Here is a 16,030-nt window from a genome sequence, read left to right on the forward strand (position 1 = left end):
ACATAGGGATCGTTATGTTTTTGTTAAAAGAATCTTGGGCTTAACAACCGGTTTGACCGCCGTCCGAAGGTGATGCCCAGCGTCACCTCATGCGAACCATTTTGCACACCGCTTAGCCGGCTTAGGATGTAATCATACGAATACCCGATCCGCAGTGTAGGCGTCACATACAGCTGCGTGATGGCAGAAACCGAGTTCCGCTTGCTTAGCCTGTCTCCTGTAAAGCGGGCATAATCCCGTTTAAAGACGGTCACACCCGTCCGCCATCCGGCACCAATCCAGAATCGGTTATCAAAGATAAACATCGCGTTCACGTCTACACTCGTCGGCCCTTTAAAATCCTCCTTCACCAAGACGCTTGGCCGCAGCTTCAGCCCGTTATCGAAGTTGATCAATCCCCCACCGATGAAATACAGGTGCCGGCGACGCCGGATATTATCAGTTGTGGTATTATCCCAGCGGAAGATGTTGTTGCTTTGGTCGCCGGACAGCAAATCCATTACCGATACACCGGCATACCAATGCGGATTGTAATAATAAACCCCAAAACGGATATCGGGCACCCAGTTGCTTATTTTCCCCGGGGGGACCAACTGGTCGCCCCCATCATTCGGTTGCAGCAGTGTACCATCCAAACTATATTGGGTCACACCGGCGCCGATACCGAAACTCAGCCGTTGGGTATCTTCATCGTTGAGCCTCAGTCGGAATGCATAGTTCGCATAGGCTGACGTTGCCGATTGAGGGCCCAGCCTGTCGGCCATCACCTGCAATCCCACACCATGCCGCTTGGCGCCCGGGTCGACAATCCCGTCTATTGAGATCGTGCCTGTTTCCGGCGCCCCGTCCAGGCCCACCCATTGGCTACGCAGCCCCAGCTGGCCAAACCACTCTTCTTTATAGCCCGTGTACGCGGGGTTGACACTCATTGCGTTAAAAATGTACTGCGTAAACTGAATACTCTGCTGCCCTTTGACGGTCATGCAGGTGCAGGCAAAAACCAGCAGTATCGACGTTCTTATGCTATTCTTCATGTTATACTTATTCATTGCTAAATGCCTCCGGCTATTTACGTTTCACCACTATCCATCCCTTGTGTACGGTTTCCTGCCCATCCTTCCGCAGCGTGATGAAGTAATAATAGGTACCTTCATTCAAGCCCTGGGCATCCCAGTCCTGCTGGTAATTGCGGCTACGGTAAACTTCGTTGCCCCAGCGGTTGAAGAGGACGACCTCAGCGTTGTCATAGTCGGAAAGCCCGATGATCACGAAGCGGTCATTCAGTCCATCGCCATTGGGCGTGATAATGTTCGGGATGTGGAATCCAGCAACCGTAATCCGCACCGTCGCCACGTTCGTCCAGTTGCCGTTTGCATCCATCACCCGGTACGTAAACTCGTCCGGACCGGTATAATATTGATTCGGCGTATAGGTCACTGTACCGTCACCGTTGATCCGCAAGGTACCGTGCTGTGGCTGGCTGATAATTTCAATTGTCGACGGATCCAGCGGTGCGCTATCCGGTTGGTCATTTCCTACCAATTGGATTTGCAGCGGCCCGTTGAATGAGCCGGTTGCCGTATCATCGGATGCCCTCGGCTCGCTTTGCACCACCGTAACCGTGAGAGTCGCCGGTTCGGCCCGCAGTCCATTGACATCACTCACCACATACCTCACGGCAGATTCGCCGTAGAATTCACGGATTGGCGAGAAGGTAATCGTGCCGTCGTCATTTACGGTATATGTCCCTTCCCGATCGATCGTTACCGTTTTAACCGGATCGCCCGTTGCCGGATCGATCAGCCAGACCGAACGCGGATCCAGCGCACTGCTGCCCTCCTCGTCATTTTCCAGTACATCGGCGGTCACCGGTGTATGTTGTGGAGTAGAAGCCACATCGTCCGAAGACTCAGGGCCCTCAGCCACCGGTACGCGTGTCGGCACATCATTATCCACATTGTCGCCCGATACGTCGGCAGCAATTTCCCCATTCGGCCCTTCGGCACGTACACGTGCGGAGGTCACCACTTGGCCCGCCGCAATATCAGCTACGGTCACCACATACCGGAATACCCGTGTGAATTGCGCACCCGGCGCGAGCGTTTCATCCACGCGCACATTTTCCAGGTTGAGCTTTTCATCGTTCAACACGAAGCCGCTCAATGTCATATTGCCCGTATTGGTTACCGTAAAGCGGTACTCAATTTCGTCGCCGACAAGGAAGGCGCCGTTTCTTCCCGATCCGGTGTTGGTGACCACCGCTACCAATGCCACGGCCGGCCTCATTTGAATCGGTGTGATCGTACAATTGTTGCAGTCTTCATTTACCGGGGCATCCGGGTCCGCCGGATCAGGATCATGCGAGTCGTCACGCACTTCCTCACCATTTGGTGCCCTACCCACGGCCTCAGCCGAGTTATATACGTAGCCCACATCAATATCGGCCTGCGTAATGGTGTGTGTCGCCGTCGCGCGGCTAGATTCCCCGGGCAACAGCCTGGCAATCGTTGCAGGCGATAAGCTGCCCGCATCGGCGTTATCATCGGTCAGCTGGATATCGGTCAGCGTTACGTTTCCAGTGTTTGTGACCACGATGTCATAGGTAATCACATCGCCGACGTGCACATACTCACCCGGACGTGTGCTTTTGGTGATGGTAATCGCCAATGAGCGTGTCAGCTCGATTCCTGTTGGATCATTGGTCGGATCGCCATCGCCATCGCTATCTACCGTGTGGGGGTCAGCGATGTTGTCGCCATTGGCATCCGTGCCGGCATCGGATTCATCAGCGACGGTGTATCCTTCCGGATCTTCACCGGTAGCCACAGCAGTATTCCAGACGGCTCCACTATCGATGTCGTCCTGCGTCAGTCGGTAAGTAGCCGTGGCTGTCGCCACCTCACCCGGCGCCAACGTAGCTGGCGTCGGCGTCAGGCCAGACACCCCTATACGCGTATCGTTTATCACGATGCCGCTGACCGGCACATTACCCGTGTTGGTCACGGTAAAGGTGTAGATGACCGCGTCGCCACTTGCTGCCACGGCGGCATCGGTGGCTATGGCCGCCGATTTCACCAGTGCAATGGAAGGCGTGGCCACAAATACGGTCACGGTAGCATCATCACAGTTGTCAGGATTCAGCAGTTCGCAAATCCGATAAACGATGGTGTATGTTCCGCCAGGCGTTCCTTCCGGCACACGTAGCCGTCCTGTTAGTTCATCCACGACGGGCACAGGTCCGCCATCAATCGGTGTAGCCGGCGTGGTCACCGTCAGGGTTATCTCGTCAATGGCCGGCCGGCTGCCATTCAGCAGGTCATTGTCCAGCACATTACCGAGGTCATCATCCCCCTCGAATCCGTTCACGTAATCAACCGTGTTATCTTCCGCCACTATCGGTGCAGCCACTACATTTACGGTTATTGTAGCATCGCTGCAGTTGGCTATCCGAGCGTTCTCGCAAATGGTATAGTTCAGTGTATACGTACCGGCAGGTGTGCCAGGCAGCACATCCACGGAGCCGTCCGCATTCAGTACCACTTGGGTTGTCGGATTGTTCGCATCATCATAAAACGGAACCGCTGCCGTCACTTCTTCACCGTTGACCGAAAGGGTTACATCCGCCGGATCAACATCGGCAGCATTCAGCTTGTCATTGGCAAACACATTCAACGCGTCTACCAAACCGTCGTATCCGTTGATATTGGTTATTTGATCATCAGCGGCCTCGATAACAAACGTCGGGGCGGCATAGCAGTCTGCACTTGCCGGCGGATAATCCACCGTAAGGGTTACGGAGGGATTGACCGTTATCGTCACCACTGCCTGCGGCCGCAAGCCCTCAAAACCATCCGCTGTCTCCATCCATTGCCCGTCAACGAACGACCATCCCGGCCAGTCGATGCCGTTTCCGTCGCCGTCAACGACGGCTCCCGGCCACAATATCCGTCCGCTCAATGGCAAGCCGGTCATCTCGTCAATCACATTGCCGTCAGTATCAGACCACGTGATGGTGGCCGTTACGCTTGCGGCAGGTGTGAAGTTCTGAGGGGTTATCGTATAGTTAAGGTGCGGCACATCGTTGATACATTCCCCAAAAGCGGTCGCGGTAATCACTGGCGCTTCCAATGGTTCCTCGGTGGCATCATCATTTCCCTCGGCCGTACCCGATTGATCGGTTACATCGCCATCGCCTGGGTCTTTTCCTGCCACCAGCGCCTGGTTGGTTACCCCACCGGCATCAATATCTTGTTGCGTAATCGCGTAAGTGGCACGATATACAGCAGACTCACCCGGAAGCAATGTCTGGTTATACGCCCCTGTACCACTATAACTGTCAGCCACATACGTTGGAACAGGAAGTGTCCCCGTTCCTGTAAATACGGCTTCCGATTCGGTGACCGATATATCCGTCACCGTCACGTTACCACGGTTTGTTACGATAAATGTGTAGGTAATTTCATCGCCAACATTCACCATGCCGTCACTGTTTGCATCGTTATAAGCCGACGATTTGATAAGGGTCAGCTCCGGTGCTTGGTCTAAGCCCGCCACCGTCGGGTCGCCCGACGGGTTACCGTCGCCGTCGCTGTCCGTGCCGCCGGGGTTCGTTAGCTCATCGCCGTCGCGGTCCGTGCCCGTGTCCGAATCGCCCGTCACCCGGTCTGCCGGATCTGCAGGGTCCCCGCCCGGGATGACTCCCGTCGCAACCGCCTGGTTGCTCACCTCGCCCGCATCGATATCATCCTGCGTTACCGCGTAGGTCGCCGTCGCCGTTGCCGACTGTCCCGGAAGCAGCACGCCCCCGGCGCCGGGCCAGCTGTACGTCAGTGCCGACAGCCCAGCAAGGCCGTCCGTCACCGAAACGCCGCTCAGCGTCATGTTGCCCGTGTTGGTTACTTCAAAGGTATAGGTGATGACGTCGCCCGCATCAATCCGGCCGTCGCCACCGTCGGCAACCGCGAACGATTTCACCAGCGCTATCGACGGAGCCGCAGGAAGGCCCGCCACCGTCGGGTCGCCCGACGGGTTACCGTCGTCGTCGCTGTCCGTGCCGCCGGGGTTCGTTAGCTCATCACCGTCGCGGTCCGTGCCCGTGTCCGAATCGCCTGTCACCCGGTCTGCCGGATCTGCAGGGTCCCCGCCCGGGATGACTCCCGTCGCAACCGCCTGGTTGCTCACCTCGCCCGCGTCGACATCCCCCTGCGTTATCGTGTAGGTCGCCGTCGCCGTTGCCGACTGTCCCGGAAGCAGCACGCCCCCGGCACCGGGCCAGCTGTACGTCAGTGCCGACAGCCCAGCAAGGCCGTCCGTCACCGAAACGCCGCTCAGCGTCATGTTGCCCGTGTTGGTTACTTCAAAGGTATAGGTGATGACGTCGCCCGCATCAATCCGGCCGTCGCCACCGTCGGCAACCGCGAACGATTTCACCAGCGCTATCGACGGAGCCGCAGGAAGGCCCGCCACCGTCGGGTCGTTCCCCGGGTCGCCGTCATCGTCGCTGTCAACCGTATCAGGATCCTCGATTTCCCCGCCATCCCCGTCTGTGCCTGTGTCTGAACCACTTGAAACATTATCAGCGGGACCGCTGGGCGGCGTACCGGTCGCTATCGCCCGGTTGCTTAAACTGCCCGCGTCAATGTCCGATTGTGTAAGCGTATAAGACGCTTGAAATTGCGCTGATTGATTAGGTAATAGCGTTAAAACATCCGATTCGTACTGCCCTCCGGAAACGTAAACCGGCTGCGGAAGTGAACCGCTACCCGTAAACGAAGACTCGTCCTCTTCCAAGGTAACTCCGGCAAGTGCAACGTCGCCGGTATTTGTCACCATGAAGTTATAGGTAATCACGTCGCCTGCATCAAACCTTCCATTGTCACCAGCGGCGATACTAAACGTTTTCACTACTGCAATAGCCGGACTTGGGGCAAAAAACGATACAATAACCTCTCCCGTATTGTTGCTCTCCGAACCGGCGTTATCCACCACCTTGAATGGAATAGTGACATTGACACCTCCGTCGACGGGATCAATTTGAATGGGAACAATCGGGTGGCCATCTCCATCGGTTTCAATCCGAACGCCATTCTCCGGAAACGGATTTCCATTACCGTAAGTGACCGCACCTATTGTCAAACTAGTAACGTTGTCAGGAAACTCAGTAATTATTAATTCCGTTATATGGCCGTCGCCGCCATCGGTTCCCGAAAAAGCCGCTGCCGGGACCATGACTGGATTTGTCCCACCAACATTTAAGAGCGGATCGGGTAATGTGGACCCGACAGCTTCTGGAATTTGATTTAATGCAAAATTGACACCTTGTATGTCTAAAGAACCAGCAGGTATCAGCACGGCTATGCGCAAATCGGGATTTTCATCAAATAATTCGTCAGTCTCCGCCTCATTATTTATACCATAAGCGTCACCTACCGCTACCCATCCATCGGGGAGTGCTGCGGAAAGTGTGCTTTGGTCCGTTCCTACGGCAACGTCACTGACCGAAACAGCAAGCGTATATCCCCCTGTTTGGTTGGCCACCAAGTCATAGGTGCCGTCTGGATTCACTGCGGCTTTGCTTACAATGGTACCGTCCGAGTCAATCAGATATGCATACAATTGATCATCCTCCAACACACCGGTACCCGTCCCGTTAATCGCATCGTCCGTCAGGCCATTCGCATCATTGTAAACCGTACCCGAAATCGAAACCCCTTCTATCGTTTTTAATTGGTAGTCCTCCGTTTCACCGTCAGCAGATAAGCCGAAGCTTCTTTCATCGGCCGTCGTCATTGGATCATCTAACAGTTCACTGGTTGTAATCCGGAAGCGGGCGTAGAGATCCTGTCCGGCTCGGGCAATCCCGTTGAACATGTCACTCGTAAACACCAGCTGAAAATCCTCATTGAGCGTATTGGCAGGAACAGTTACCGAAACCATTTCGTTGGGAGAAAACTGCCCATCACCGTTGAAATCTATCCATCCATATAAAGTGGCCGGTATCGACTTTCGGTTGGTTACCGGGATTGTGATGGTATAGTCATCATCTTGGTTTATTTTGATAGCAGGCAAGCCATCGGGATCGATTGTCTGTTCGTCGTCTTCTTCAAGGAAATTATCCGCCACAGCGCCATCATCACCGAAGGATTCGCCGTCAGCATCTACGTTATCGTCGCCGATGAACACGTTAGCCACCGGCTTTAATTCCGTTGGATCCAAGTCTGCAAGGGTATATGTCCCCTCTTCATGCATCACGCCTGTGAGATCAAAATCATCCATATAACTGGTCGCGAAACCGTAGCTATCGGGCGCATCACCCAAATCAAAAGGAGCGACAAAACCAATGGCTAACGCGGTATTTCCTCCACCTTGGAGTTGCACACCGGTTAGGTAGGTGGCGCCGTGTGCGTACATCACCGCAGCAACTTCACCATCCCCTTGAGTATCCATGATGATCCGAAAGGTTTTGTCTTCGTTTGATATCACCAGCTTGTAGTTCTCTGGGTTCGGAGTCGCACGATCAAAGCGATACCAATAGTCGAGCAAGCGCCATCCATCGGCGTCGGTTGTCGCTTGGATGTACTCTCTGTCGTTAGCCATGGATTCCCCATCGGCCACCACGATGCCGGGATAAGGATGTGACACCCAGCTGTTGCTCCCGCTCGTTCGCAATTCCAACGTAATCTCGATATCGAACTGGCCCAAGGTACCCACCGCAACAATCCCGATATCGGAAACCCCGGGATAAAGCTCGCTTAAGCGGTCGCCGCTCCAATCACCGGGATTATAGCCGGTCATTACATCAGCTACCGGTGCTCCATCCCTTGTCACGGATACATTCGACAATTCCGCAACAATCCGGATATTATCAGAAAACTGCCAAATGTATGTTCCTTCAACAACGGCACCTGTCGTTTCAAATGTGTTGGGTCCAGAAAGCCTTGGATTGTTCCGATCCCAATTGAGCCAGAAAATAGCACCTTGCATAGAGCCCGTCCCCGATCCGTCGGCGTAATTTTGGGCATAGCCTTCCCAACTTAAAATTGAACCGGCGACCAACAGAAATACCCGAGTAATAATGCAGTAAAATTTGCTTTTCATACAGTTTGTCTAGCGATAGATACGATTAAGGCTGCCTTGAAAAAACATTTTGGCAATCCCATATTTTAAGCCGCGAACTTGCGGCTAATTACCCAAAAAAAAGTATCACGTGCTTGGGATGTCAATCTATCCAATCATTTGATACTGCATGTTTGTCACTGTTTATGAGCGGTTTACAGTGCCGGCACAATACAGGAAGCTTTAATCGGGCAAACTTGTATCCGTAGATCACCTGAGTGATCTATTTTGCGGCGATCCGGCTTCGGTATTCCGTTGGCGTGCAGCCATGGAATTGTTTGAAGTATCGGTTGAACGAAGCCTTCGCCGTAAAACCGCTGTTAAAGAAAATTTCCGCAATGGTCATTTCGGGGTGCGATCGCATCAGCATGATCGAATGGTTTATCCGATGCTCATTGATATAGGTGTTGAAATTCTTGCCTATTCGGATGGAAAACACCTGAGACAAGTGATGTTTGGGTATCTTTAGCAGCTGTGCCAGTGTGGCCAATGACAGGCCGTCATCCAAATACACCTGTTTTTCTTTCATCAGTTGCCGCAGCTCGCCCTCGTATGCGTCCAGCAATTCCGGCGAAATAGCGGATTTCTGATATCGCCCGTCGCCTTGCGTATCTTCCGTATCCGCAGGTCGCCGTATTTCATCCTCCGGGATGGGATCGATTTCTTCATGAGCGGTGTCCGGCCTGGCGACAAGCCGCCTAATGATGTTGGCAAACAGAATCATAGCGGCGCTTAGCATCGTCAAAAAGATAATAGACCCCTGAAAACGCGAGCGGAAATATCCATTGGAAAAACCGGAGTAGGTAAATACCAGAAACACGACCGCGATAAACGCGAGCACCATGGCCATCACCGAAACCATCCGGATGTCCTCATTGCGTTCGGCATCCGGGCTTGCCCGCCGGAAAAACAACGCCCATATCGCGTACAGCAGGAAAGAAAGCGATAACGTTCCATAGAGGCTTAGCCCCAAAACACGCGCATGTGCCGCTCCCCATGAAGGGAAAGCCAGCCAAAGCAAATAACAAACCAGAAAGACAAAGAAGGGAAGTGTATGCGGCAAAACGTGCCGCATTTTCAACGGCAGGCCAGCGGCGACCTGATAGGCAAAGTATAAAGACGGGCCATACAATAAGCCGTAAGGCGCCAGATAATCCAACCGCAAGTTATCAGGAAAATAGATACGTACCAGCCATGCATGGGTGGCGTGCAACGCCAAATACCCCAAAAAACAACGGATATAGCGCTCCATTGGCGAGCGGAGCCCTGCCCGGACACTGATATAGACGGACAACAACGATACGCAGATGACCGCGACCAAGATATAAGAAGGCATCACTGCAGCACGCATAACATTTGGCCACAAAACGCACGGTACTCGGAGGGCGTCATGCCTGTATAAGCCTTGAAATACCTATTGAATGACGTTTTCGAATTGAAACCGCATTCATAAGAAAGGGAATCCAACGTCATGGTATCACCCATCTCCGAAATCCGGACCAACGAATATTCGATCCTGGCAGCAGCGATAAACTGGTAAAAGGCCTTTTGATAGTGCCTGTTGAATACTTGTGTCAGTTGATGGCGGGGTATTGCTGTATGTTGTGAGAGCATATCCAGTGAAACATCCGGATTTAAGAAAAGTTTGGATTGAATAAGCTCCCGTTCAACGACATCGATAATGTGCTGTTCTAACGCCCGGGGCAGTTTTGGTGTCGGCAAATCGGCCTGCTTTTGCTCACCCGATGCGGCCGCCAACTTCTCGTCATCAACCGCCTTGCCGGCCCCTTCGGTCCACCAGTATTTCAGTACCAGCGCAAACCCAATAGCCAAAAAGAAATATACCATCGGTCTGGCTTCAAAACCGATACTGCTGGTTCCGACAAGGATTTCATATAACATAACATAGGTCAGAATAGCCAATCCGAAACACAATACCGTCAACTGGCGAATCAGGATATCGGTTGCTGTGGACGGTCCGTCTGCACGGCTGTACAGCCTGACGATAAGGATTGCATAGGTCAATAACGACAGCAGGCACGCGCCATAATAACACGTCGAATACCCCATTGCCCATCCGCTCGCCACCGGCTGCATCGAAGCGACGGCAAACAACACCACGTGCAAGGAAAACGGCAAAAACAACAGCGCTAACCGCATCGGTGAAGCCACTTCTGCCGATCGGTAGTGCGCATGGGCAAAAAGATACAGCAACACCGGGTATATCAGTCCAAGAGGTATCGGCATTTCATACTGTTGCCCGTCAATCAATGCCAGCCACATCAGTTTGTAAACAATGTGTGCGCAGATAGCCCAGAAACCGACCACCACATAGCGGCGAGGTTGGGCACGGTAGTTGAAAAATGCGATCAGTAAAGCGCCGCACGATAACAACGTATAAATCAGTACAGCGTTTGCAAGTAGACCGTTCATGTAATTAATATCGTGTTAGCAAGGCACGTCAAAACTACGGCGCACAAGCCACACTTTAAACTGTTTAACTTATCATATTACCGAATACAACAAGCGAAAAACACCCATAAATCTACTGATTATCAACAGTATACAGCACTTAGTTATAAATACGTTTATCAGTTGATATAGGCCGGATCCTTGATTCCCTGTTCCCTTTTATGATAAGCCATAAACGTTGAGGGCGACAATCCGGTGATGTTTCTGAATACCGTGGTAAACTGGCTGTGGGTCGCAAAACCGCATTCCTCCGCCAGGTAGCTTATTTTGTAATGAAGGTAGCGGCTATCCGCTCCCATTTTTGAAATGATGTAATTAATCCGCAGTTCGTTGATGTAGCTATTGAAATCCTTGTTGCGGTAATTGTTGATGATATAAGACAAGTATTTGGTATTGGTTTTCATCTTTCCGGCCAACACGGCAATCGAAATATTCCTATCGGTAAACTGCTGGGAAGATTCAAAGCGCTCCAGTTTCTTCAACAGCTCTTGTTTGGTGCTTTCGGGCATGAGGTCCCGATCGCGGTCAGCCGGAGCTTCGGCTTCCGCCATGCGTCCATCCGCCAATGCCAGCATCCGCTCCCTTCTGAGCTTATTGATAATATCCCTATAGCGCTGTCGGTCTTTACGCTGCTTGCGGATGTATATGCCTATTCCTAATCCAGCGAGCGCCACGCCGGCTACCGCACCGGCACCAATCGCTTTATTGGCAGACGCTATTTCCAGTACTTGGCGCTGCACATTTGCAAACATATTATCTGCGTATTTTTTGTGTTTGGCGATATCGTTTTCCGCCTCTTTCAGGTATTTTTCGTTGTACCGCTGGTATCCCTCATTATCACCCGTAAGTCGATAATACTGCGCGAGGTCTTTGTACACACGCATTTTGAGATTCGGGAAATCACTTGCCTCGGCAATAGCCAGCGCGCGCTGGAAACAGGAATCAGCTTGTTCATACCGCTCCTGGGCCAAGTATATCTGGCCCAATCCATCATAAATAAAGCCTTTTACGGGCGTATCCGCTTCCGAAGCCCGGCTTTCGTGCGCCAAAGCGCGCTTATAGTAAAACGCAGCCGAATCGATAGCTTCCAACCCGAGATAACATAAACCCAGCCGCTCATCATTTTGCGCCAATGCCACATGCCTGACCACACTGTCAGCAAGCTTGGTAAAAAATGGTTCCGCCTGCTCAAAATACGTTATTGCTTCGGTGTAATCTTTTTCTTCCAGTGCATAAAAACCCAACTCCTGAAAGCACTGTCCCTTGAACTGATTCACAAATTCAGGATTATCGACCCGTTCAATGATTTCCAGCCCCTTTTTTATATATTGCTTCCCCGCGCTGGACAAGCCGGTTTCCCGGTGCTGCGTAGACAGCACACCACATATCCGTGCTTGCCAGCTGTAGTTCGCTGTCCGGTCAGCTATTTTTTCAGCTTTAATGGCGTAATGAATCGCGGAATCCCTGTTCGCCTGCCGATGATGCATGTCGGATATCAGCATCAACGAACGAATCTCCTGCACGTCGTTTACCGCCGTCCGGTGAAGCGAGTCCGCTGCCCGCAGGGCTTTATTGATATCTTCGCTGGCAGTGTACATATAAATATGCATGAAAGCTCGATTAAAATTTTCATCTTCATTGGTTTGGCTAAGCGCCTGTATAATGGTAATGGAATAAATAATGGAATAGGATAAAAATTTTCTCATTTCGGGCTAAACTAGCTAATTCGATTGCCGGCAGCAGCGCTGCAACCTGCTGTTCATTTTGTTCACAAATATTGTGATTTTTCACAAACATCGCAGCCCCAAATGAAAATTTGCTAATTCCCTGCCATTTTTATTGCCATAAAGAGCCGGTTTAATCCAAAACAATGTCGTGAAACTGCCTTATACAGATCCGGCCTTTATACTCCCCATCAAAAAATTGCAACACCCGCTCCCTGATCGCCTGCTTCAAATCGGCCAGGGTTTCCCCAAAAGCCACGAGCCCCAGGTTGCTTTCGAATGCCGTCATGACCGCCGGTTCCGGCTGCATGACGATAAAAATCAATTCGCTGTCCGGAGACAGCAGCTGTTTAATCCGGTCCATGTTCAACTATGCTTCAATACTCCAATACAGTAACCTCCGTGCGCCGGTTTGCCTGGTGCTGCTCGCTGCTGCAAGGCACCCCGTTGCCGCAGCCGTTCACCAGCCTCGTCTCCCCATACCCTCGCGCCACCATCCGCTCCCTGGCGATGCCCCGGCCTACCAGGTAGTCCACAGCCGCCTGCGCCCGCCGCTGCGACAGCGCCAGGTTATAGGCGTCGCTGCCCCGGCTGTCGGTATGGCTTGACAGCTCGATCTTCAGCGTCGGATTGTCGCGCATCGTACGGACAAGCTCGTCCAATACGGCCGCCGCGTCCCGGCGGATGTCGTGCTTGTCAAAGTCATAATAGATGTGCTCCAGCTCAAAGGTCTTCCCCGGTTCGAAAACCGGCTCCAGCAGCAGCGCCACCTCCAGGGTATCCGACCGCGTCATGCCCGCCGTGCTCACCTTCGCAGAATCCGCATGGTACCTCTCCTTCTGCCCCAGCACCGTATAGCTCCTGTCCCTTTCCAGCACGAATGCAAAGGCACCTGATCCGTCGCTGCTCTTCTTCGCCACGATTTCCCGGCTGCCGTCATACAAGGTCACCGATGCGGCCGACAGGCGTTCGCCCGTGCGCTTATCCGAAGTTGTGCCGCGCAGTACAAGGACAATCTTCGGCTGCGCGTAGGTAAACGAATAGATGTCGTCGCCGCCCCTGCCGCCTTTGCGGTTCGATGAGAGGTAACCCGCCATGCCTTCCTCCCCTTCGTAGGTCGTGACATACGCAAAATCGTCACCCGGAGAATTCACCGGATACCGTAGGTTGCGCGGGGTGGTCCACTCGCCCCTGCTGCCCGTTGACCGGAACACATCCAGCCCACCCATCCCCGCAAAGCCGTCACTCGAATAATACAGCGTGCCGTCCGGCCCCATGTTCGGGAACAGCTCATCACCCGCGCTGTTGACCACGCCGCCCGCGTTTACCGGTGCGCCCCAGCTGCCGTCCGCCTGCCGCTCGCTGTACCAGATGTCCGTGCCGCCGTGTCCCCCGGGCATGTCACTGACGAAATACAGCGTACTGCCATCGTTGCTCAGCGCCGCATGGCCCACCGAGTATTCCCTCACATTGTTGTACGCAAACGGTTCGGCCAGCCACTCGCCCCCTTCCCCCTGCGTATAGCTATAAAGTTCGAGTTTATTGGTTCGGTATTTCCTCCGGCTTTCCCTGCTTACCCCGCCCTGCTTTCCTGGATAAGTCCGTGTCACATACAATGTCGTCCCGTTGCTATCGGCAGCTACCGGGCCGGTGTGGTAAGGCGTCTGGTTAATACCCTCAACAGCCATCACCGCATTCGAGAGCGCGTTATCCGCACGGCGATCCGCCGTGTACACCCGCAGGAATGAATTGCCCGTCCAGCCATGCGTATCCACACCCCGCATCCGGTTATCCGGCTCACCGGCGTAATAGACCTTGTTTCCAGCCGGAAAAACCGAAAATTCGGACAACGAGGTGTTGATCGCTTCATTGTTCAGCTTGTGCACGGTCGGGTCAGCCATCCATACGACTGCCGAGTCGCAGCCCGCGATTTCCAGCGCTACCCGGTCCCGGTTTCCGGTTGCCTGGGCATAGGCTTCCAGTTGCTGCTTGGCTTCCGCGTATTTGCCGTTCATCTTCAGCACCTGGCCATACCGGAATAAGCTTTCCGGAGCGCTGTCCTCCATCGCCACTGCACGTGCATACCAGTTTTCCGCAGCCTCGTAGTCCTTCATCTGGCTGTAACAATAAGCCAGCCGCTCCACATCCGCCACACGCGGCTTTTTCGCATCCGCCAGTTTCAAATAGAGCGCCGCGGCATTGGCGTATTCATACCTGCCGAATGCCTGATCCGCACGGTCGCGCAGACCGGGTTGCTCCTGAGCGTACACGGCCGCACTTGTCATCATGACGATGATTGCTGGAAATGTGGTGGCAAAAAAACGGATGCCAGTCAGTAGTTTATCTTTCATAACTCGTTTGCTTCTCATCAGAGGAGGCAGGAAGCTTCCTCCTCATCACGTTATAATCAATTGAAATTCGATCCATATGGAAAAAAACCCGAATAATATAATGGTATGCCCGTTCCTCGTCTCGCAGCTCATAGACGAAATCACGCAGGGAAATGATATAACGGCAGCTATTGAGACAGGATACCACAACGGGCAGTTCCTCCATGTCCGACAACCAGATTTCCATCTGGTAGTCACGCCGGACATAGCGGAACCCGCGTTTCCCGTCGAGAAATAAGGCAAGCTTCTCCAATAACATCGTGATACGTTATACCTCCCTGTACATTCAGTGAAACGGCTCAGAAAAACCTCGGGCTCAGCAGGCGCTGGTCGCGCCGGCCGAAGGTGATGCCCAGCGTAACCTCGTGCGAACCGTTCTGCACGCTGCTCAGCTGGCTCAGGATATGGTCGTACGAATACCCGATGCGCAGCGTCGGCGTGGCGTAAAGCTGCGTGATGGCCGATACCGAGTTCCGCCGGTTCAGCGCATTGCCCGTGAAACGCTCGTAATCCTTCTTGAAAACCGTCACACCGGTCCGCCAGCCGCCGCCGATCCAGAAACGGTCCCCGAAGACGAACATCGCGTTCAGGTCCAGGCTCGTCGGCCCTTTGAAGTCCTCTTTCAGCAAGAGGCTGGGGCGCAGCCGCGTCCCCCCGCCCAGGTTCAGCAGCGCTCCGCCCATGAAATAAATGTGCCGGCGACGGCGGATATTGTCCGTCGTCGTGTTGTCCCAGCGGAAAATATTGTTGCTCTGGTCGCCCGACAGCAGGTCCATCACCGAGATGCCCGCATACCATCGGGGGTTGTAATAGTACACCCCGAACCGGATATCCGGAATGAAATTGCTGATCCGGTTCGGCGGCACAACCGGATCGCCCGATGACACCGGGTCCAACAGCGTCCCGTCAAGGCTGTACTGCGTAACCCCGGCCCCCAGCCCGAAACTCAACCGCTGCGTATCTTCGTCGTTGAGCCGGAGCCTGAAGGCGTAGTTCACGTACGCCGAGTTGGCAGACTGCGGACCCAGACCGTCCGCGCTGAGCTGCAGCCCCAGCCCGTGGCGCTTATAACCCAATCCGTCCAGCAGGCCGTCCACCGACAGCAGCGCCGTCTGCGGCGCACCATCAAGACCAACCCACTGGCTGCGCATCCCCAGCTGGCCGAACCACTCCTCCTTGTAGCCCGCATAGGCCGGATTGATGCTCATCGAATTGAAGATATACTGCGTGAACTGGATGTTCTGCTGCGAACGGACGGCAAACGGCAGCCCCGCAGCCACTATGCATAGCATTATACGTATCTGTTTCATGTAGTTCTGATTGACTAAT

At 53.5% G+C, this 16,030-nt stretch carries 9 protein-coding genes; all 9 read right to left on the bottom strand.

Going from position 1 to position 16,030, the window contains the following annotated elements; translation table 11 throughout:
- Positions 1–23 precede the first annotated feature (23 nt).
- Entirely contained in the window at positions 24–1,034 is a 1,011-nt protein-coding gene (locus B5X72_RS10930) for a PorP/SprF family type IX secretion system membrane protein (protein ID WP_079716914.1), read from the bottom strand.
- A gap of 31 nt (positions 1,035–1,065) precedes the next feature.
- Entirely contained in the window at positions 1,066–8,097 is a 7,032-nt protein-coding gene (locus B5X72_RS10935) for a CshA/CshB family fibrillar adhesin-related protein (protein WP_079716915.1), read from the bottom strand.
- Positions 8,098–8,338: 241 nt separating this feature from the next.
- Positions 8,339–9,466: a helix-turn-helix domain-containing protein gene (locus B5X72_RS10940; RefSeq protein WP_079716916.1), complete on the bottom strand. Its 1,128-nt coding sequence runs from the start codon at positions 9,464–9,466 to the stop codon at positions 8,339–8,341.
- On the bottom strand, positions 9,451–10,548 hold the full coding sequence (locus tag B5X72_RS10945; protein ID WP_079716917.1) for a helix-turn-helix domain-containing protein: 1,098 nt from the start codon (positions 10,546–10,548) through the stop codon (positions 9,451–9,453). Before B5X72_RS10945 ends, B5X72_RS10940 begins: the two co-directional genes overlap by 16 nt.
- Positions 10,549–10,706: 158 nt before the next feature.
- The gene (locus tag B5X72_RS10950) at positions 10,707–12,293 is read right to left on the bottom strand and encodes an AraC family transcriptional regulator (RefSeq protein WP_079716918.1); all 1,587 of its coding nucleotides are present in this window, start codon (positions 12,291–12,293) and stop codon (positions 10,707–10,709) included.
- A gap of 151 nt (positions 12,294–12,444) precedes the next feature.
- Positions 12,445–12,675, bottom strand: coding sequence for a hypothetical protein (locus tag B5X72_RS10955; RefSeq protein ID WP_079716919.1), 231 nt, complete (start codon positions 12,673–12,675; stop codon positions 12,445–12,447).
- Between the two features lie 13 nt (positions 12,676–12,688).
- A complete protein-coding gene (locus B5X72_RS10960) occupies positions 12,689–14,662 on the bottom strand; it encodes an OmpA family protein (RefSeq protein WP_079716920.1) in 1,974 nt (657 codons plus the stop codon).
- On the bottom strand, positions 14,652–14,960 hold the full coding sequence (locus B5X72_RS10965) for a hypothetical protein (protein ID WP_079716921.1): 309 nt from the start codon (positions 14,958–14,960) through the stop codon (positions 14,652–14,654). Before B5X72_RS10965 ends, B5X72_RS10960 begins: the two co-directional genes overlap by 11 nt.
- 40 nt (positions 14,961–15,000) lie before the next feature.
- Complete coding sequence (locus tag B5X72_RS10970) at positions 15,001–16,011, bottom strand: PorP/SprF family type IX secretion system membrane protein (protein WP_079716984.1); 1,011 nt, start codon at positions 16,009–16,011, stop codon at positions 15,001–15,003.
- Between the last annotated feature and the right edge of the window lie 19 nt (positions 16,012–16,030).

Origin of the sequence: Parapedobacter luteus (assembly GCF_900168055.1) — a bacterium.
GTDB lineage: Bacteria > Bacteroidota > Bacteroidia > Sphingobacteriales > Sphingobacteriaceae > Parapedobacter > Parapedobacter luteus.